At 59.3% G+C, this 18902-nt stretch carries 16 protein-coding genes; 8 read left to right on the forward strand and 8 right to left on the reverse strand.

Going from position 1 to position 18902, the window contains the following annotated elements:
• Positions 1–5: 5 nt before the first annotated feature.
• From ACN19L_RS08260 to rsfS, 4 genes are all read right to left on the reverse strand, one after another.
• Entirely contained in the window at positions 6–794 is a 789-nt protein-coding gene (locus ACN19L_RS08260; protein WP_426493042.1) for a UDP-2,3-diacylglucosamine diphosphatase, read from the reverse strand.
• Positions 769–1431 (reverse strand): LutC/YkgG family protein, encoded by a 663-nt coding sequence (locus tag ACN19L_RS08265; protein ID WP_426493043.1) that lies wholly within the window; start codon positions 1429–1431, stop codon positions 769–771. The genes ACN19L_RS08260 and ACN19L_RS08265 overlap by 26 nt, the downstream gene beginning before the upstream one ends.
• 113 nt (positions 1432–1544) lie before the next feature.
• Positions 1545–3656 (reverse strand): ATP-dependent zinc metalloprotease FtsH, encoded by a 2112-nt coding sequence (gene ftsH / locus ACN19L_RS08270; RefSeq protein ID WP_426493044.1) that lies wholly within the window; start codon positions 3654–3656, stop codon positions 1545–1547.
• A gap of 99 nt (positions 3657–3755) precedes the next feature.
• Entirely contained in the window at positions 3756–4151 is a 396-nt protein-coding gene (rsfS, locus tag ACN19L_RS08275; protein ID WP_125417949.1) for a ribosome silencing factor, read from the reverse strand.
• Between the two features lie 42 nt (positions 4152–4193).
• Here rsfS and ACN19L_RS08280 point away from each other — a divergent pair, with 42 nt between their 5' ends.
• From ACN19L_RS08280 to rlmB, 5 genes are all read left to right on the forward strand, one after another.
• A complete protein-coding gene (locus ACN19L_RS08280) occupies positions 4194–4958 on the forward strand; it encodes a biotin--[acetyl-CoA-carboxylase] ligase (protein WP_426493045.1) in 765 nt (254 codons plus the stop codon).
• 182 nt (positions 4959–5140) lie between these two features.
• Complete coding sequence (locus ACN19L_RS08285) at positions 5141–5590, forward strand: T9SS type A sorting domain-containing protein (RefSeq protein WP_426493046.1); 450 nt, start codon at positions 5141–5143, stop codon at positions 5588–5590.
• A 271-nt stretch (positions 5591–5861) separates the two neighbouring features.
• Positions 5862–8852, forward strand: coding sequence for a glycosyltransferase family 117 protein (locus ACN19L_RS08290; RefSeq protein ID WP_426493047.1), 2991 nt, complete (start codon positions 5862–5864; stop codon positions 8850–8852).
• A gap of 96 nt (positions 8853–8948) precedes the next feature.
• Positions 8949–10157, forward strand: a complete 1209-nt coding sequence (locus ACN19L_RS08295) for a GWxTD domain-containing protein (protein WP_426493048.1) — start codon at positions 8949–8951, stop codon at positions 10155–10157.
• A 38-nt stretch (positions 10158–10195) separates the two neighbouring features.
• On the forward strand, positions 10196–11122 hold the full coding sequence (rlmB, locus tag ACN19L_RS08300; protein ID WP_426493049.1) for a 23S rRNA (guanosine(2251)-2'-O)-methyltransferase RlmB: 927 nt from the start codon (positions 10196–10198) through the stop codon (positions 11120–11122).
• Between the two features lie 88 nt (positions 11123–11210).
• Here rlmB and ACN19L_RS08305 read toward each other — a convergent pair whose 3' ends face one another.
• Entirely contained in the window at positions 11211–12338 is a 1128-nt protein-coding gene (locus tag ACN19L_RS08305; RefSeq protein ID WP_426493050.1) for a mannose-1-phosphate guanylyltransferase, read from the reverse strand.
• A 189-nt stretch (positions 12339–12527) separates the two neighbouring features.
• Positions 12528–13505 (reverse strand): KpsF/GutQ family sugar-phosphate isomerase, encoded by a 978-nt coding sequence (locus ACN19L_RS08310; protein ID WP_426493051.1) that lies wholly within the window; start codon positions 13503–13505, stop codon positions 12528–12530.
• 174 nt (positions 13506–13679) lie between these two features.
• Here ACN19L_RS08310 and recQ point away from each other — a divergent pair, with 174 nt between their 5' ends.
• On the forward strand, positions 13680–15878 hold the full coding sequence (gene recQ / locus ACN19L_RS08315; protein ID WP_426493052.1) for a DNA helicase RecQ: 2199 nt from the start codon (positions 13680–13682) through the stop codon (positions 15876–15878).
• An 83-nt stretch (positions 15879–15961) separates the two neighbouring features.
• On the opposite strand, the gene ACN19L_RS08320 is transcribed toward recQ, so the two are convergent.
• Positions 15962–16678 (reverse strand): GNAT family N-acetyltransferase, encoded by a 717-nt coding sequence (locus tag ACN19L_RS08320; RefSeq protein ID WP_426493053.1) that lies wholly within the window; start codon positions 16676–16678, stop codon positions 15962–15964.
• A 102-nt stretch (positions 16679–16780) separates the two neighbouring features.
• The gene (locus ACN19L_RS08325) at positions 16781–17203 is read right to left on the reverse strand and encodes a BrxA/BrxB family bacilliredoxin (protein ID WP_426493054.1); all 423 of its coding nucleotides are present in this window, start codon (positions 17201–17203) and stop codon (positions 16781–16783) included.
• A 168-nt stretch (positions 17204–17371) separates the two neighbouring features.
• On the opposite strand from ACN19L_RS08325, the gene ACN19L_RS08330 reads away from it, so the two are divergent.
• Complete coding sequence (locus ACN19L_RS08330; RefSeq protein ID WP_426493055.1) at positions 17372–17665, forward strand: hypothetical protein; 294 nt, start codon at positions 17372–17374, stop codon at positions 17663–17665.
• A gap of 136 nt (positions 17666–17801) precedes the next feature.
• Positions 17802–18869 carry a tetratricopeptide repeat protein gene (locus tag ACN19L_RS08335; protein WP_426493056.1) on the forward strand — a complete coding sequence of 356 codons (1068 nt, stop codon included), beginning with the start codon at positions 17802–17804 and terminating at the stop codon, positions 18867–18869.
• Positions 18870–18902 lie beyond the last annotated feature (33 nt).

The raw sequence follows: 18902 nt of genomic DNA on the forward strand, positions 1-18902 counted from the left end.
TCCGCCTACCGGCCCGATTCATAGTGCTTAAGTACCAGCTGCTGCCCATCATACACGCCGTAAGAGCAATAATTGACCCACTCTCCCAGGTTCACGTAGCGGCTACCGGGTGCTACCTCCACATCCAGGGGCAGGTGGCGGTGCCCGAATACGTAAAACTCGTGCGGGAACTGCTGCTGCACTTCCCGGCAATAGGTCAGCAGCCACTCATCCTCGCCGAAATACTGCTCGTCGGCCACGCTGTTCTGCAGGCGGCTGTGCCGGCTCCAGCGGTTGGCAATGCCAATGCCCAGGTTGGGATGCAGCCGCGCAAACAGCCACTGCGCCACCGGCGAGGCAAACACCCGCTTCAACACCTTATAGGTATGGTCGCCGGGGCCCAGGCCGTCGCCGTGGCCGATGTGGAACTGATGGTCGCCGATGCGCTGACTTACCGGATGCCGCAGAATGGGAATGTTGAGCTCCTGAGTGAAGTAATCGAACATCCACATATCATGGTTACCGGTGAAGAACGTCACCGGAATACCGGCGTCCGTCAGCTCGGCCAGCTTGCCCTGCAGCCGGATAAACCCGCGCGGGATGGCATGGCGGTACTCAAACCAGAAGTCGAAGATGTCGCCCAGCAGGTAGATGGAAGCCGCGTCGCGGGCGGCTTCATCCAGCCAGCGCACAATGCGCTGCTCCCGCTCCCGGGAGCGGGCGGCATCGGGGGCACCCAGGTGAAAATCGGAAGCAAAGTACACCCGGCGGCCGGGGGGCAGAGCCAGGTCAGGTAGTTGCGGCGGGCGCGTCATCCAGTAAAAAGAGCACAATGCTGCGCGGGCCATGCGCGCCCAGCACCAGCGTTTTTTCAATATCCGCCGTGCGGCTGGGCCCCGTAGTCAGGGACATCATGGAGGGCAGCTTATCAGCCCCGTACTTCTGCTGGAGCAGCTTCAGACCATCCCCAATATCGGTTACTACCTGCGAGGTGCGGGCCAGAATCAGGTGCTGGTCGGGGTAGATGCTCAGACGGCGGCCACTGCCCGTGGCGGCCGATACCAACACGCTGCCGGTGCGGGCTACCAGGGCCTCACAGGTCGTCAGGCTGGCTTCGGCATGGTCCAGAAACTCAGCTTCATCACCCTGAAATACGATGTTGCCCGCGTGCAGCAGCTTTTTCAACTCCGGCTCCCACACGTACAGATGCTCCAGCCCTTTCTCCTGCTTATAGGCAAACAGCTGGTCGTAGAAGTGCTCTACCGACTCGCAGAAAAAAAAGACACCACCCACCCGCACGAAGCTCTGAGCAAACAGCACGGCCAGGTCGTCGCCGGGGGCGGGCCGGGGGTGCAACGGCTCCGTAAAATCCGGCCGCTCCGGCTGCGGAGCCGTTTTGCGCAACGATTCCCGAATGCGGCGCAGCACTATATCACGCGAGGTATCCGACATGGCAGTAAAGGTACGGGGTTTCGGGCGGGGCTGAAATGCGGAACAGAAGGTAGCACGCAAAAAGAAAAAGCCCGCCGTTGCGGGCGGGCTTTTTCAGAATTCACAGCACCTCTTTACACGGGCGTCACGGCTGAGCCAGTGGGCTCGGACGGAGCGTCCGACTGGTTGGAGTCGTTAGCAACGCCGGGCAAATTCAGGTCGGGCAGGTCGTTGCCCAGGGGCAAACCAGCGTGTTCCTGTTTCCGCTCGCTCAGGGTTTCCGAGCGGTCGGTGCCTGCCATGTGGGCTTGGTACGTCGTCTGGCTATCGAAGGGACGCTTGCCCACGAGACGCTCTAGGTCATCCTGCAGCAGGATTTCCTTTTCCAGCAGCTCTTTCGCCACCACTTCCAACTCGTGCCGACGTTCCGTCAGCAGCTCTTTGGTGCGGGTGTAAGCCTGCTCAATGATGGTGCGCACCTCCTCATCAATCATCTGCGACGTAGCTTCGGAATACGGCTTGGTAAACCCGTACTCATTCTGCCCTTTGGAGTCGTAGAAGGAAACGTTACCGAGTTTGGCGTTCATGCCGTACATCGTCACGATGCTGTAGGCCACCTTGGTAATGCGCTCCAAGTCGGAGAGGGCACCGGTCGAAATCTTGCCGAATACCAACTCCTCAGCCGCGCGGCCACCCAGCGTCATGCACATTTCGTCCATGAGCTGCTCGGTATTGTAGAGGAACTGCTCCCGGGGCAAATACTGGGCATAGCCCAGCGCAGCCACGCCACGGGGCACAATGCTCACCTTCACCAGCGGATCGGCGTGCTCCAAGAACCAGCCGGCAATGGCGTGGCCGGCTTCGTGGTAGGCCACAATCCGCTTCTCGCCGGGGCTGATGATTTTGTTCTTTTTCTCCAGGCCACCAATTACGCGGTCCACGGCATCAGTGAAATCCTGCATGGTCACCATCTTCTTGTCGCGGCGGGCGGCAATGAGGGCAGCTTCGTTGCAGACGTTGGCAATTTCAGCGCCGGCAAAACCGGGCGTTTGGGCAGCCAGCTTCTTGGCTTCCACATCGGGGCCCAGCGTCAGCGGCTTCAGGTGCACGTTGAAAATCTGGGTGCGGCCGTTGATGTCCGGCTTATCGATGCTGATTTGGCGGTCGAAGCGGCCGGGACGCAGAAGGGCCGAGTCCAGGGTATCGGGGCGGTTGGTGGCGGCCAGGATGATAACCCCCGAGTCGGTGCCGAAACCGTCCATTTCTACCAGCAGGGAGTTCAGGGTATTTTCCCGCTCGTCGTTGCCGCCGGGCACGTTGCCCCGGCTGCGGCTGCGGCCGATGGCGTCAATCTCGTCAATGAAGATGATGCACGGCGCCTTGGCTTTGGCCTGCTTGAACAGGTCGCGCACCCGGGCCGCCCCTACCCCCACGAACATCTCCACGAAATCGGAGCCCGACAGGGAGAAGAACGGCACGTCAGCTTCACCGGCTACGGCTTTGGCCAACAGAGTTTTACCCGTACCAGGAGGACCTACCAGCAACGCACCCTTCGGGATTTTACCGCCCAGAATGGTGAATTTTGAGGGGTTCTTCAGGAACTCCACAATTTCCTGCACCTCTTCCTTGGCTTCTTCCAGACCGGCTACGTCCTTAAAGGTGATTTTCACCTTGTCGCCGCCTTCAAACAGAGCTGCGCGCGACTTGCCGATATTGAAGATCTGGCCGCCGGGTCCGCCTGCGCCACCCATGCGGCGCATCAGGAACCAGAAGCCCACAAACAGCAGAATCATGAAGCCCCAGGTGGTAACAAAATCACCGTAGCCCCGGTCTTCCGTTACCTTCAGACCTACTTGGCGGTCGGGCGGCAGGGTCGCCTGCACCTTGTCCAAGTCCTCCTTGAAGGTTTTGCCGTCAACTACCAGGAAACCGTACTGGGCACCCTGGTTGATAGCCAGCGGCCCGCGGCGGCCCAGCTCGGTGCTGTAGGGCGGGCGTTGGGCGGCTTCTTTCTTGATGGTTACTTCTACCTGGCGGCCGTTGAGCGTTACGCTGCTCACGTCGCCGTTCACCAGCATTTGCTCAAAGCGCTTCTGAGTAATATCCAGGGGGGGGGCGCTGCGCGAAACGTACACCATCCCGAGGATGAGCACGACTAGGCCAACCAGCACCCAGAGCTGCATACCTGGCCGCGGAGCCGGGTTAGGCAGCGTTGGTTTTTTCTTCTTGGGCGTCGTATCAGACATGAAGTAGGATTGCTAAAACAAAAAACAAAGGCGGAACACGCCAACCGCGCGTTTGTTGGCGTGACCACCTACGGGTAGAAAGACGCAAACGGGTGCAGTTTACTTTACAGCAGCCGGAGTTACTTCGTCCTCCACGTACGTAATTTCGGCATCTCCCCACAGCTCTTCCAGCGCGTAGAACTGGCGCCGGTCGCGCAGGAATACGTGCACTACTACGTCCACGTAGTCGAGCAGCACCCATTCCCGGTTCATGCGGCCTTCGGTTTGCCAGGGGTTCTGGCCGGTAAGCTTTTCCACTTCTTCTTCGACGGAGCGCGCAATGGCGTCAATCTGGGTATCTGAGGAAGCCGAGCAGATGATGAAATAATCCGCCACGGCGTTTTTGAGGTCTTTCAGGTTGAGCACCACAATGTCGGAGGCTTTCTTCTCCTGCATGCCGCGCACTACTACATCTGCCAACTTGTCCGAATCCTGCCGAACCAGGGTACTTTTCATAGGGTATTGTTAGGTTTGAACGTCACAAAGTACGAAAAACACGTGGAGGCACTCTCCCCCCAAACGCTCTTCACGGGCCAACAGCTTGTCTGGTTGCCCGAATGCGGCTCTACTAATACGGAGGCGCAGCAATTGGTTGTCCAAAACCGGGCCACGGATGGTTGCTGCGTAATTACCGACAACCAGACAGCCGGCCGCGGCCAGCGGGGCAACCAGTGGGAAGCCGCCGCCGGCGAAAACCTGACGCTGTCGGTAGTATGGAAGCCAGCTTTTCTGCCCGCCGCCGACCAGTTTCTGCTAAGCCAGGCCGTAGCCCTGGCCGTGCACGACTGGCTGACGGCATTGCTGGGCCCCAGCCCGCAGCTACGGGTGAAATGGCCCAACGATATTTTTTACGGCAACCAGAAGTTAGGAGGTATCCTGATTGAGAACACACTCAGCGGCGCAAAGATTCAGCACAGCATTGTGGGCATCGGGATAAATATCAACCAGCAGCAATTCGCCGTGTCCACGGCTACTTCCCTGGCCCGCATTACCGGCCGGTCCTACGAGCGGGCCGCCGTGACTGCCCGGCTGCTGGAGCATTTGGAGCGGCGCTACCTGCAGCTGCGGGCGGGCCGTATCGGGGCGTTGCGCACGGAGTATCTGCGGGTCCTGTACCGGTTTCAGGAAGAGCACGAGTACGAGGCGGACGGGCAGCTTTTCCGGGGGCAGATTGTGGGCGTGGACGAAGCCGGGCGGCTGGCCGTAGCCGTGCGGGATCAGCTGCGCTACTTCGACCTGAAGGAAATCAGGTATCGGCCGTAGGCGTGGGCATATTCTTTCCCCGCCCCGTGCAACGGAACCGTCCGAATCGGCATCTGCTTGCTGACCGCCCACGGAACGGGCACGATGATTGTCTGAGTTGGCTTTGAACCCGGCTTAATTGGCTATCTTGTCCGGAAAGTCGGCTTCCTCTGTTTTCTCCGCCGCTGCTTTTTCCTGTCTTCATGAAACTCTCTACTCGTCTTATTCTGGTGCTGGCCCTGTTACTGGTGCAGCTTTCCGCTCTGGCGGCTACGCTCATGGGTAGGCAGGTCCACGCTCGTCCGTCCGCGGCCAGCAGCCGGCCCAGCCAGGTAGTGCCCCGGCAGCATATCGGGCTGGGCACCGCCCCTACCCTCACAGCCCGCACCCTTACGCCTTCGTTCAGCATTTTCCCTAACCCCGCGAAAGGTCTGGTAACATTTTCGGTAAGCCAGCTCACGCTGAATACCGATTACAAACTGCGTCTGAATAACATTATTGGGCGAGAAGTACGCACAGTGGCCGTGCGCCCTGAGGCGGCTGATGGCGGCATGAATCTTAACCTCTCCGACTTACCCGCCGGCATGTACTTCTACAGCCTGGTGCAGAATGACAGGGTACTGAGCACCAAACGCCTCGTCCTGCAGAACTAACCCACTGGCTTTCTGCCAGAATCACCCCAAAGCCTTGGCCGTTACGGCCGGGGCTTTTTTGGTTATTGGTGGGGCAGTGGCTTATGGCCGGGCTGGCAGATGACCGGGGGTTTAGCAGGTTGGTTGAGCCGGGCATGGGCGTTGGTTGATTTAAGGATGCGCGGCTCGGTACTTATTCTCTATTTTTGACCTTTCACTGAGTTCCTTTCAGCCCTTAATCCCCGTCGTTCAGCAACGGGCCGGCCGGTTGCGGCGGCCCCATTCCCTACGTATGCAGAGTTACTCACGTCTGAATAATCTGGTTGGCTGGCTGGTGTTTGCCCTAGCCACCGTTGTGTATCTGCTCACCCTGGAACCCACGGCGTCGTTCTGGGACTGCGGCGAGTTTATTGCCTGTTCCTACAAGCTGCTGGTGCCGCACCCCCCCGGGGCCCCCACCTTTCTGCTGTTGGGCCGCCTGTTTTCCCTGCTGAGCTTCGGCGACGTGACCAAGGTATCGGTACTGGTGAACACGCTTTCGGCCCTGAGCTCCTCGTTCACGGTGCTGTTCCTGTTCTGGAGCATTACCATGCTGGCCAAGAAGCTGGTACTGCACCGCCCCGGCCTGCACGACGACCGTGCGCTGCAGCCCACCTTCGGCCAGAGCCTGCTGATTCTGGGCGCCGGGGCCGTGGGCGCGCTGGCCTACGCTTTTTCTGATTCGTTCTGGTTTAACGCCGAGGAAGCCGAGGTGTACGCCATGTCGTCGCTGTGCACGGCGGCTGTGGTGTGGCTGATGCTGAAGTGGGAAAACCGCGCCGATGAGGCCGACTCCGACCGGTGGCTGGTGCTCATTGCCTACGTTATCGGCCTCAGCATCGGGGTGCACTTGCTGAACCTGCTGGCCATTCCGGCCCTGGGTTTCATCTACTACTTCCGCCGCACCCAGAACCCTACCACCCTGGGCGGCATTATCACGCTGGTAGTAAGCAGTGTGATTGTGGGCCTGATTCTGGCCGGCATCATCCCCGGCCTGCCCACGCTGGCGGGCGCGTTTGAGGTGTTCTTCGTGAACAGCGTAGGCCTGCCCTTCAACTACGGGCTGGTGATTTTCCTGGTGCTATTCGTGGCCCTGATCTGGGTTGGCTTTCAGCAGTCGTTCAAGCGCCGTAGCCGTTTGCTGAACACGGTGATGCTGAGCTTCGTGTTCATCCTGATTGGGTACTCCTCGTACCTGATTGTGCCCATCCGCAGCTCCTACCACCCCACCATCAACGAAAACGACCCGGAGGATGTCCTGAGCTTCGTGAGCTACCTGAAGCGCGAGCAGTACGGTGACCGTCCGTTGCTGTACGGCCCGCAGTTCAACGCCCAGCCCATTGCCCAGGAAGACGGAGCCCCTCGCTACGTGCGCCAGGGCGACAAGTACGTGGTGGCCGAGTACCGCCCCGTGTTGCAGTACAACCCCGAAGACAAAATGCTGCTCCCCCGCCTGTACAGCAACGACCCGCTGCACATGTACAACTACAAGAAGTGGGTGGACATTCAGGAAGGTGTGAAGCCCACCATGGGCCAGAATCTGTCGTTCCTGTTCAAGTACCAGATGGGCCACATGTTCTGGCGCTACTTCATGTGGAACTACGTGGGCCGCGAGGGCGACATTCAGCAATCCGGTATTCTGTGGGGCAGCGGCAACGGCGGCGGCCTGCCCGAGCGGGTGGCCGATAGCCCGGCCCGCAACGCCTTCTTTGCCCTGCCGCTGTTGCTGGGCATCCTGGGCCTGTTTTTCCACGCCCGCCGCGACGGCCGCAACGCCTTTATCGTGGGCCTGCTGTTCCTGTTCACGGGTTTGGCCATTGTGATTTACCTCAACCAGCCGCCCATTGAGCCCCGGGAGCGGGACTACACCTTCGCGGGGGCCACGTTTGCCTTTGCCATCTGGATTGGGTTAGGCGTGCTGGCCCTGGCCGAGCTGCTGGAGAAAGTGGTGAAATCGGAAACGGCGCGGGCCGGCGCGGTAACGGCGCTGGGCCTGGTGGTGCCGGGCATTATGCTGGCCCAGGGCTGGGACGACCACGACCGGAGCAACCGCTACAACTCCGTGGATTCAGCCAAAAACCTGCTGAACAGCTGCGCCCCCAACGCCATCCTGTTCACCAACGGCGACAACGACACCTTCCCGCTCTGGTACGCCCAGGAAGTGGAGGGCGTGCGGACAGACGTACGCGTGGCCGTGCTGAGCTACCTGAATACCGACTGGTACATCGACCAGATGAAGCGCCGCGCCTACCTGTCGCAGCCGCTGCCCATCTCGATGCAGAACAGCAACTACAAGCAGGGCACCAACGACTACCTGCCCTACGCCGAAAACCCCTCGGTGAAGGACGTAAACGTGAAGGAGTTCATGCAGCTGGTAAACCAGAACAGCCCCCTGCTGCAGGTAAGCTACGGCGACGGCTCCAAGTCTTTGCTGTCTTTCCCTACCCGCAACTTCTACCTGCCCATTGATACGGCTGCCGTGGATAAAATGGGCATCATTCCGGCCGAGCGCCGCAAGCAGCTGGTGCCCCGCATGGAGTGGCAGGTGGGCAAAAGCGCCATCGAGAAAAAGAGCCTGGTAATTCTGGACATCCTGGCCACCAATAACTGGCAGCGCCCGGTATACTTCAGCAGCACCGTGGACTCGCGCGACTTCATGGGCCTGCAGCCCTACTTCCAGCTGGAAGGCATGGCTTACCGCATCCTGCCCGCCAAAGACCCCAACTACGACCCCAAGGGGGGTTCGGAAGAAGGCTACGTGGCGACGGGCCTGATGTACGACAAGCTGATGAACAAATTTGCGTACCGGGGCCTCGACAACGCCAACATCTTCTACGACGAAAACAACCTGCGCTTTCCGGCCAACTACCGCGACAAGTTTGCCCGTTTGGCCGATGCCCTGCTGGCCTCCGGCGATAAAGTCCGCGCCAAGCAAGTAATTGATAAGTGCTTTGAGGTGATGCCCGACAAGGCTATTCCGTACGACTACTACGTGCCGCAGTTCATTCCGGCGCTGGTAGCGGTGGGCGAGCAGCAGCGGGCCAACGAAATCATGGACACCATGACTGACCGCGCCGAGCGGGCCCTGGCCTACTACAGCACCCACAACTCGGCCCTGTTCGACCAGGAGTTCCAGACCTACCTGCTGGGCCTCAACAGCATCGGCCGCGCCGCCGACGCCATTGGCGACCAGAAGCGCGCTGCCCGCGCCATCGGGCTGCTGCAGCAGTATTACAAGCAGTAAACCGCACGGTTTTTGCGCGCTGAGAAGCCGGTTCCGGAAACGGGGCCGGCTTTTTTCGTTAGTATCCCGTTACACTTAGCCTCACCGCTTCTGCCCGTGAAATACGCTCTGCTCTTTTCCCTGCTGTTTACCTGGGCAGTTGGCGCACTACACGCTAACCCGCGCCGCGACTTCGCCACCCAGTACCGGCCCGGGCGGCGCATTCTGGTGGACACCCGCCGGGAAGGCGACAGTGTGCGGGTGTACTTGCAGTTTCCGGACCGCAACCTGATTCGTGCCGGATTTCCGTTGCACATAGTAGCCTGGGCCAATTACGACGCGCGCCGACCCATGTGGCAGGATACGGTACGCCAGCTGCGCCGCCGGCTCCGGCCCGTGGACAAGGCGGCCCGCGTCGAGTTCAGCCTGCCGGCCAGCCGCCTTCGCACCAGCCAGGTGCTGAGTATGGCTATCGGCCCAGCGGAGGATGCACTGAGTGGGGACGCGGCCTGGTTGGAACTGCGGCCGGAACACCTGGCCCGCACGTTTATCCTGACGGATTCGCTCAACCAGCCCCTCATGCGCCGCTACCTGCACGCCCGCGAAGTATTTGGCGTAAGCGCTTATGGGCCTGATCAACGACTAACGGTGTACCGCTACCCACTTAGCTCGGTGGCCGCGGCACCACCCATGGCAGCCAGTAGCACACAGGGCACCCAGTCGCGCGTCCTGAGCTTGCAGGACTCGGCTGCATTCCGGGCTGATCAACTATTAAAGCTCCCGGCGGGCCTGTTCTTATTGCGCGTGGGCAGTAGCCCGGTGCGCAGCGGCCTGCTGGTGGAGGACAACCAGTTTCCGGAGCTGACGACGGCCGATGAGCTGATTGCCCCGCTGATTTACCTGACGACCTCCCAGGAGCGCAAAAAGCTCTTCGACGCGCCCGACCCCAAGAAAGCCGTGGACCAGTTCTGGCTGGCGGTGGCCAGCAACAGCCAGCCCATTGCCCGCCAGCTGATCCGCACTTATTATGGCCGCACGATGGAGGCCAGCCAGCTGTTTTCGACTCATAAGGCCGGCTGGCTGACCGATAGGGGCCTGTTGTACCTCGTGCTGGGGCCGCCGGAAAGCGTGTATCGGGAAGCCGGTACTGAACGCTGGGTGTACCGCGCCGATGTGGAACGCAGCGGCTCGTTCATCTTCCGCGCGAAACCCAGTACCTTTGCTCCCGACAACTACGAACTGGTGCGCCGCCCCGAGTACGAACAACTCTGGTATGCCGCCGTGGAGCAATGGAGAAAAGGACGAACCGCCCAGCCCGGCCGCTAACCGAGCGCCGCCAATTTTACGATTCCGAAAACCGCCCGGTGCCCAACCGTCGCCCCGGTGGGCGCGACGATGACGCGCGCTCCGAAGGTGGCCGCTATGAAGGCAGCCGTGCCGAAGGCGGTCGGTTTGAAAGCAGCCGCGCTGAGGGTAGCCGTTTCGAGGGCAGCCGCTCGGAAGGCGGCCGTAATGACAAAAGCCAGTACCACCGCCCGCCTCAGGACCGCAGCATTGACATGATCTTTGGGTTGCGTCCTATTCTGGAGGCGCTGAACGCGGGCCGCACCCTGGACAAGATTTTCCTGCTGCGCGGCACCAAAAACTCCATGACCCAGGACATTACCGCGCTGGCCAAAACGGCCAACGTACCCGTGTCGATGGTTCCCGTGGAGAAGCTGGACAACATTACCCGCAAAAACCACCAGGGTGCCGTAGCTTTCGTGTCGCCCATCGACTACATGCCCCTGGACAGCATTCTGGCCGGGCTGTACGAGGAAGGCAAAACGCCCTTGCTGCTGGTACTGGACCGCGTGACGGACGTGCGCAACTTCGGCTCCATTGCCCGCAACGCCGAGTGTATGGGCGTCCACGCCATTGTGGTGCCTAGCCGCGGGGCCGCCCAAATCAACGGCGACGCGCTGAAAACCTCCGCCGGGGCCTTGAACCTGATTCCGGTGTGCCGGGAGCCCAACCTGAAGGACACGCTCACCTTCCTCCGCGAATCGGGTGTGCAGGTGGTGGCTTGTACTGAGAAATCGGACGCCAGCCTGGAAGCCGAAACCGTGGACCTCTCCGGCCCCCTGGCCGTGCTGATGGGCTCCGAGGAAGACGGCATCAGCCCCGAATACCTGAAGCTGGCCGACCATAAGCTGCGCATCCCGATGGCGGGCCAGATCAGCTCCCTCAACGTGAGCGTAGCCAGCGGCATCATGCTGTACGAGGTACTGCGCCAACGGCTGAGAAAGTAATATGGCAGAATGTGAGAAATGTGCTGAATGTGGAATTCGAATAAGACTCCACATTCAGCACATTTCTCACATTCTGCCACACTAAAGATTAGTTGTACCCAACTCCTTTCTTCGATTTCACGTCAGCCACAAAGTCCTTCACTCGCTGCTCCTCGGTGCGCTTGCAGATGAGCAGCACGTTGTCGTACTCGGCCACGATGTAGCCTTCCAGGCCTTGTACCACTACAAGGCGCTCGGAGGGCGTTTTGATAACGCACTCTTTGGTATCGTAGAGTAGAGCGTTGCCGTCCACCACGTTTTCGTCGGCGTCGTGCTGGCCCATGCGGTGCAGGGAGTCCCAGGTGCCCAGGTCGCTCCACCCGAAATCGGCGGGCAGCACGTACACGTTATCGGCCTTTTCCATCACGCCGTAGTCGATGCTGATGTTCCGGCAGTGGCTATAGGCGCGGGCAATAAAGGCTTCCTCCTGCGGCGTGCCCAATTGGTCTTTGCCTTCCTCAAACACCTCCGCAATATCGGAGAGGTACTGGTGAAAGGCTTTAATGATGGCATCGGCCCGCCATACAAACAGACCGGAATTCCACAGAAAGTCGCCGCTGGAGAGGAACATGCGGGCCAGTTCCAGATTCGGCTTCTCCGTGAAGGTCTTGACTTTGCGCAGCCCGGCCGGAAAGGTGCCATCCTCGTGGCCCGGCATCGTCTGTACGTCCTGGGGTTTCACGGCATCGTCCAGAAACTGGATGTAGCCGTAGCCGGTATCGGGGCGGGAAGGCTGAATTCCCAGCGTGATAAGCACATCGTGGGTCTGGGCACCGTGCAGCGCCGTCCGAATGGCCGTACGGAAGTTTTCCTCGTGCATCACGGCGTGGTCGGCGGGCGTTACCACGATGACGGCTTCCGGGTCGCGCTGGGCAATGCGGTAGCTGGCGTACGCAATGCAAGGTGCCGTATTACGGCCGATGGGCTCCCCCAGAATCTGGCTGGCGTGCAATTCCGGCAGATGCTGCTGTACCAGCTCCATATAGTCCCGGTTGGTTACCACGAACACGTTTTCGGGCGGGCAGATGCCCCGGAACCGGTCCACGGTCAGTTGGAGCATTGACCGTCCCATGCCCAGCACGTCGTGAAACTGTTTAGGGTGATGCGTACGGCTGAAAGGCCAGAAGCGGCTGCCAATACCGCCTGCCATTACCACAAGATACGTGTGTTGTTCCATTGGTACCGGAGCCGGAGCTCCCAGTTGGAGAGAGAAAGAGAGAGTAGAACAGGTGCCGGACAGTAGCTACACACGGGTGGAACAACTGTATCCAAGGTACGGAAGTAGAACTTACTATCTACTTACTACAGTAAGTATAGCAAAATTCTATTTTATAGTATAATCCTAGTAAAAACTTTAACTAAATCGTCACACCAATCCTTCCCGCAGCAAGTCGTGCAGATGGATAAAGCCATTGAACCGGCCATTTTCCAATACCACCAGCTGCGTGATGTTGCGCTCCTGCATACGGGCCAGGGCCTCCACGGCAAAGTCATCCACATCAATAGTGACGGGAGCCGGGGTTAGGATATCCTGGGCCCGCACCGCTTCCAGTCGGCCCTCATAAGTAGTCAGCATGCGGCGCAGGTCGCCGTCGGTGATAATGCCGACCAGTTCACCGCCAGCCGCCAGCACGGCCGTAGCTCCCAGCCGCTTACCCGATATTTCCAGGATAATATCCTTGAGTGGGGCCGTATCGGGTACCTGGGGCTGCTGGTTCTGGCGGCTCAGGTCGCCTACTTTCAGGTAGAGCTGCTTGCCCAGCGTACCGCCGGGGTGCAGGCGGGCGAAATCCTGACGCGAGAACTCCCGGCTTTCCAGCAGGCACACGGCCAGCGCATCGCCCAGGGCCAGGGCGGCGGTGGTGCTAGTGGTGGGGGCCAGATTATTAGGGCAGGCTTCGCGCTCCACGGGGGCATGCAGCACGTAGTCGGCCTGCACGGCCAGATAGGAGTCGGCGTTGCTGACCAGGGCCGCCAATGGTACGCCTTTGCGCTTCAACAGGGGCACCAGCACCTTAATTTCGGGGGTGTCGCCGGATTTGCTGATGGCAATAACAAAATCCTCGGGCTGAATCATGCCCAGGTCGCCGTGAATGGCATCGGCGGCGTGCATAAACAGGGCGGGCGTGCCGGTGGAGTTGAAGGTAGCCACCATTTTGCCCGCAATGTGGGCACTCTTGCCGATGCCCGTTACCACCACCCGGCCGCGTAAAGAGAGTATAGCCTCTACGCATTGTGCAAAATCGGGGGTCAGGCTGATAGCCTCGGCTACCCCCATAATTGCCTCAGCTTCTTGCTGAAGCACTTTTTTTGCAAGATTGTTGAGTTCGTTCTGCGGTTTCAATCTAAATTTGATATTGTATTTCGGGAGCTGGACTGTAGCGGCAAAATTTGGGTAAGACCGAATTCTTTCACTTAACTCCTTAGTACCGAATTCCTAAAATCCCTAGATTGTAAGAAGCAACACCGTTGTGCTGCCACGCCAATCTGCCAACCAACTGAGTAAGTGAGGATGTCCATGCCAGCCGTGAAACAACAAGTGCAGCAAGAGGCTGATTTGAAAGGCAAGTTAAAGGAAGTTTTTGGGTACGGTCAGTTCCGCGGCGTGCAGGAAGACATCATCCAGAACGTAATTGCCGGCAACAATACCTTCGTTATTATGCCCACCGGGGCCGGTAAGAGCCTGTGTTACCAGCTCCCCGCCCTTGTGCTGCCCGGCACGGCCATTGTGATTTCGCCCCTCATTGCCCTGATGAAAAATCAGGTGGATCAACTCAACGCCTTTGGGGTAAATGCTCAGTTTCTGAACTCGACCCTGTCGAAATCGGAGATGAACAAGGTGAAGAAGGACGTGATTAGCGGGGAGGTGAAGCTGCTGTACGTGGCTCCCGAAAGCCTGACCAAAGACGAAACCATTGAGTTTCTGAACAAGGCCACCATCAGCTTCGTGGCCATCGACGAGGCGCACTGCATCTCGGAGTGGGGCCACGACTTCCGGCCGGAGTACCGCAAAATCCGCAGCATCATTGACGGGCTGGGTGTGCAGGTGCCCATCATTGCCCTCACGGCCACGGCCACGCCCAAAGTGCAGCAGGATATCCAGAAGAACCTGCAGATGGACGAGGCCTCGGTGTTCAAGACCTCCTTCAACCGCACCAACCTGTACTACGAGGTGCGGCCCAAGCACAACACCAAAAAGCAGCTGATTCAGTACGTGAAGCAGCGCAAGGGCCTGGCCGGCATTGTGTACTGCCTAAGCCGCAAGAAGGTGGAAGAAATTGCCGAGCTGCTGAAGGTGAACGACGTGCGGGCCCTGCCCTACCACGCTGGCCTCGACCCCCACGTACGCATGGCCAACCAGGATGCCTTCCTGAACGAGGAGTGCGACGTGATTGTGGCCACCATTGCCTTCGGGATGGGTATTGATAAGCCCGACGTGCGCTTCGTAATTCACTTCGATACGCCCAAAAGCATTGAGGGCTACTACCAGGAAACCGGCCGCGGCGGCCGCGACGGCCTGGAAGGCGACTGCCTGATGTTCTACAGCTACGACGATATTGTGAAGCTGGAGAAGTTCAACAAGGACAAGCCTGTAACGGAGCGCGACAACAGCAAACTGCTGCTGCAGGAAATGGCCAACTACGCCGACTCGGCCGTGTGCCGGCGCAAGCAGCTGCTGCACTACTTTGGCGAGCATTTCGAGAAGGACTGCGGCTTCTGCGACAACTGCAAGCACCCCAAGGAGCGGTTTGAGGCGAAAAACGAGGTGCTGATGGCTCTGAAAGCCGTGGTGCAGACCGATGAGCGGTTCGGCCTCGACCACATCGGCACGGTACTGATGGGGATGAACAACCCCCATGTGGAAAGCTACGGCCACGACAAGCTGCCGGTATATGGGCAGGGCAAAGAGCACGACGCGCAGTTCTGGCACTCCCTGCTCCGCCAAAGCCTGCTGAATGGCTTCCTGGAAAAAGACATTGAAAACTTCGGGGTGGTGAAAATCACGGCGAAGGGCATTGATTTCATCGAGAATCCGCATTCAATCAAGCTCACCAAGGACCATAACTACGAGGAAGAGGTGAAAGAAGAACAGGAACAGGAAGAAGTGCAGCAGGCAGCCGGCCACGATGAGGCCCTGTTTGAGATGCTGAAGGCGCTCCGCAAGAAGGTAGCGCAGCAAAAGAACCTCCCGCCCTACGTGCTGTTTCAGGACCCCAGTCTGAAGGAAATGGCCACGACTTTCCCCACCAAAATGGAGGATCTGTCGCACGTATCGGGCGTGGGCCAGGGCAAGGCGCAGAAGTTTGGCGCCCCGTTCCTGGACCTGATCAAAAAGTACGTGGAGGATAACGACATCATGACGGCCGCCGACGTGGTGGTAAAATCGGCCGTCAACAAGTCGAAAATCAAGATTTACATCATCCAGCAGATCGACAAGAAGATGGACCTGGAGGAAATTGCTTCCTCCAAGGGCATTGACATGCGGGAGCTGATGGAGGAAATCGAGCACATCTGCTACTCCGGCACCAAGCTCAACCTGGATTACTACATCAACGGAGTGCTGGATGAGGAGCGGCAGGACGAAATTTACGACTACTTCATGACGGCCAGCACCGACAACATTGCCGTGGCCCTCAAAGAACTCGGCACCGACGACTACACGGAGGAAGACCTGCGCCTGATGCGCATCAAATTCCTGAGCGAAGTAGCAAACTAGGAAGGGAGATGAATGATGAGAGCTGAGTTATGAATTGGATGATCGAATAACCAATTCATAACTCAACTCTCATAATTCATCTCTTATAACCACAGATGGTACACGTGCTCCTCGTGGACCCGCTCGAAGCCTTCCCGCTCGTAGAAACGGCAGGCACCTTCGTTATCAAGCTGGGTAGTTACCTGAATTTCGGGGAGTTGCCAGGCGTGGGCGTAGTGCATGGCGGCATTGAGCAGAAGCTGGCCGATACCTTGGCTACGGTAGCCTTCCTGCACGGCCAGCAGCCCGATAATGGCGTGTGTGGTCTGGTAGCCCAACGTGAGCAGCCCCAGCGCATTGGGCTGCGTGACGGGCTGGTAGATGAGAACCTGCCGGGCCGTCTGGCCGGTTACGCTGCTCCGGATCCAGTGCTCATACAGGCGCTCATATACCCCAGCCTGAAACACCGGATCAACGCGAAACCGGGAGTGGTGGCCGCTCTGCCGGGCCAGCTCCAGCAGCCGGGGCGTCAGCTCATCGGTTGGAAACACGTGCTCGGAAATGAGGGGCGGGGTGGTCGGCACAGCGCGGGCAAAACGGGCTTTACGGTCGGTGAGCGGAACTCCCAAGGCCTGGGCACTGGCCGCTGATAGTGCGTCCGTGGGCTCGGCAAACCAATATAACAGGCGCCACCCGTCCTCGCGGGCCTGCCGGATAACTTCGCGGAGTTGAGCCTCCGTGAACCGCTTGCCTTTCAGTCGGCCCACCGGAAACCCAAAAAACTGCGTATCCCACGGTAAGGATTGTACTCCGTATTCCATCAGTAATTCCATAAGCTTGCCCCTAATGCCCCAAACGAAAAACCGTCCGTAACGGCTAGTTACGGACGGCTAAACGATTCAATTACAGAAAAAGCCAATTAATTAGCAATATTCTTCAAAAGCACCCTGCAAATTATTGACAATGCGCATCAAATCGTTGCCCTCAATGTGGTAGCGCTCAATCATGTGCACCAGCTCACCATCTTTGAACAGGGCAATGCAAGGGCTGCTGGGCGGGTAGGGCAGCATGTGCTCCCGGGCCTTGGCTACAGCTTCGGTTTCCATACCGGCAAACACAGTTACCAGCTTGGCGGGCTTTTTTTCGGAGCTGGAAACGGCCATTTTAAGGGCTGGACGGGCTTTGGCAGCGGCGCAGCCACATACCGAGTTTACGGCCACCAGCACGGTACCGCTCTGGTCGTTGAGGACGGTATCAACCTCCTCGGGGGTCATTAGTTGCTCGAAACCGGCCTCTACGAGGTCCTGACGAATCGGGGCTACCATGTATTCGGGATACGTGGCCATAGGTGAAAGCTAGGCTTTAAGATGAACTACTGCCGGGGCCCAATGCCCAACGGCCGTACAAAATTACGCAACCTTGGCCGGACTGCCTTAGTTGGCGTATAGAACCCGCGAGATGAGGCGGAAGTTTACTGCACTCGTTTATTTTCACCGGCTAAGCCGGGCAGCCCCATGACATACGCTGACTTTCTTGCTTCACAAACTCAGCCGGAGCCACCCGCCGGCCTCTCCCCGCTGCTGGAGGCCCTGTGGTACGCCGGCCGCGACGAGTGGCACCGCGCCCACAACATTGCCCAGGATAATGAGCACGATGCCCTGCACAACTGGCTGCACGCGTTTCTGCACCGACAGGAAGGCGACGCGGGCAATGCTGCCTACTGGTATCGGCGGGCCAACCGGCCGGTTTTCAGTGGCTCCCTACGCCGCGAGTGGGAAGAAATGGTCCGGAGTCAACTGCCGGGTTAATAGGGCAGAAATCAGATTGCGGGCTACTATTTCATCTTGTCAAAATTCAATGTAAATACATTTAAATGCTTCACTTACCGCCTATTCCGTAAATAAAATTACATTTACCCCGCGCCTCTACACCCGGCGGGACAGCATGAATCAGACGTATATCCTCACTATTGGGCTGCTGCTGACCACGGCCGCGGCCCAGGCCCAGGTGGATACCGTGCGGGCCTCCACCTTGCCCCCGGCCCAGCAAGCCGAAAAGCTTTATAACAGCGGAGTAGCCAAGTTCAACCAGAAAAGCTACCGCGCCGCCCTCCAGGATTTCGACAAGGCCCTGGCCGCCAAGCCCGATTTTGCCAAGGCCTACTACAACCGCGCTGCCGTTCGCTACGAGCTGAAGGAATACCCTACGGCCGTGCAGGACTACGACCAGGCCATCAAGCTCGACCCCAACACGTTCACCTCCTACTTCGGGCGGGCCCAGGCCCGGGAGGCCTTGAAGCAGTCCGCCGAGGCCGAGCAGGACTACGGCAAAGCCGCCGAGCTGAAGGCCGACTACGCCCCCGCCTGGTACTACCGCGGGGCCCTGCGCTTCGAAAAAGCCGACTATCAGGCCGCTAAGGCTGATTTCGACGCCGCCATCAAAGCCGATCCTGCTTACGCCTACGCCTGGCACGATCGGGGCAGCGCCCAGCGCCAGCTCAATAACCTGCCCGCCGCCATTCAGGACTACACCCAGGCCCTGAAGCTGCAACCCGAGCTGCTGCCGGCCCTGCTGAACCGCGCCGCCACCCGCCGCCGCGCCGGCGACCTGAAAGGAGCCCTCCAGGATTACAACGACTACCTGCGCCAGAAGCAGGACAACGCCCTGGCCTACACCAACCGCGGCAGCACCCGCTACGAGCAGGGCGACTACAAAGGTGCCGTGGACGACCTCACCAAGGCCATTGAGCTGGACGCGCAGTACGCCTTTGCCTGGAACAACCGCGCCGCCGCCTACCTCAAGCTGGAAGATTACAAAAAGGCCGAAGCCGACGCCAGCAAGGCCATCGGCCTGAACGCGCAGTACGCCGAGGCCTACCTGAACCGGGGCCACGCCCGCGAAATGCTGCGCAACCCTGACGCCGCCTGCCAGGACTGGCGCAAGGCCGCCGAGCTGGGTCTGGAAGTGGGCAATACCCACGCCGCCAACTCCGGCTGCGGCGCGGCCGAGTAGAACAGTAAGAACAAAAAAGAACGTCATGCTGAG

This window comes from Hymenobacter sp. 102, assembly GCF_049949205.1.
In the GTDB taxonomy this organism is placed as follows: domain Bacteria; phylum Bacteroidota; class Bacteroidia; order Cytophagales; family Hymenobacteraceae; genus Hymenobacter.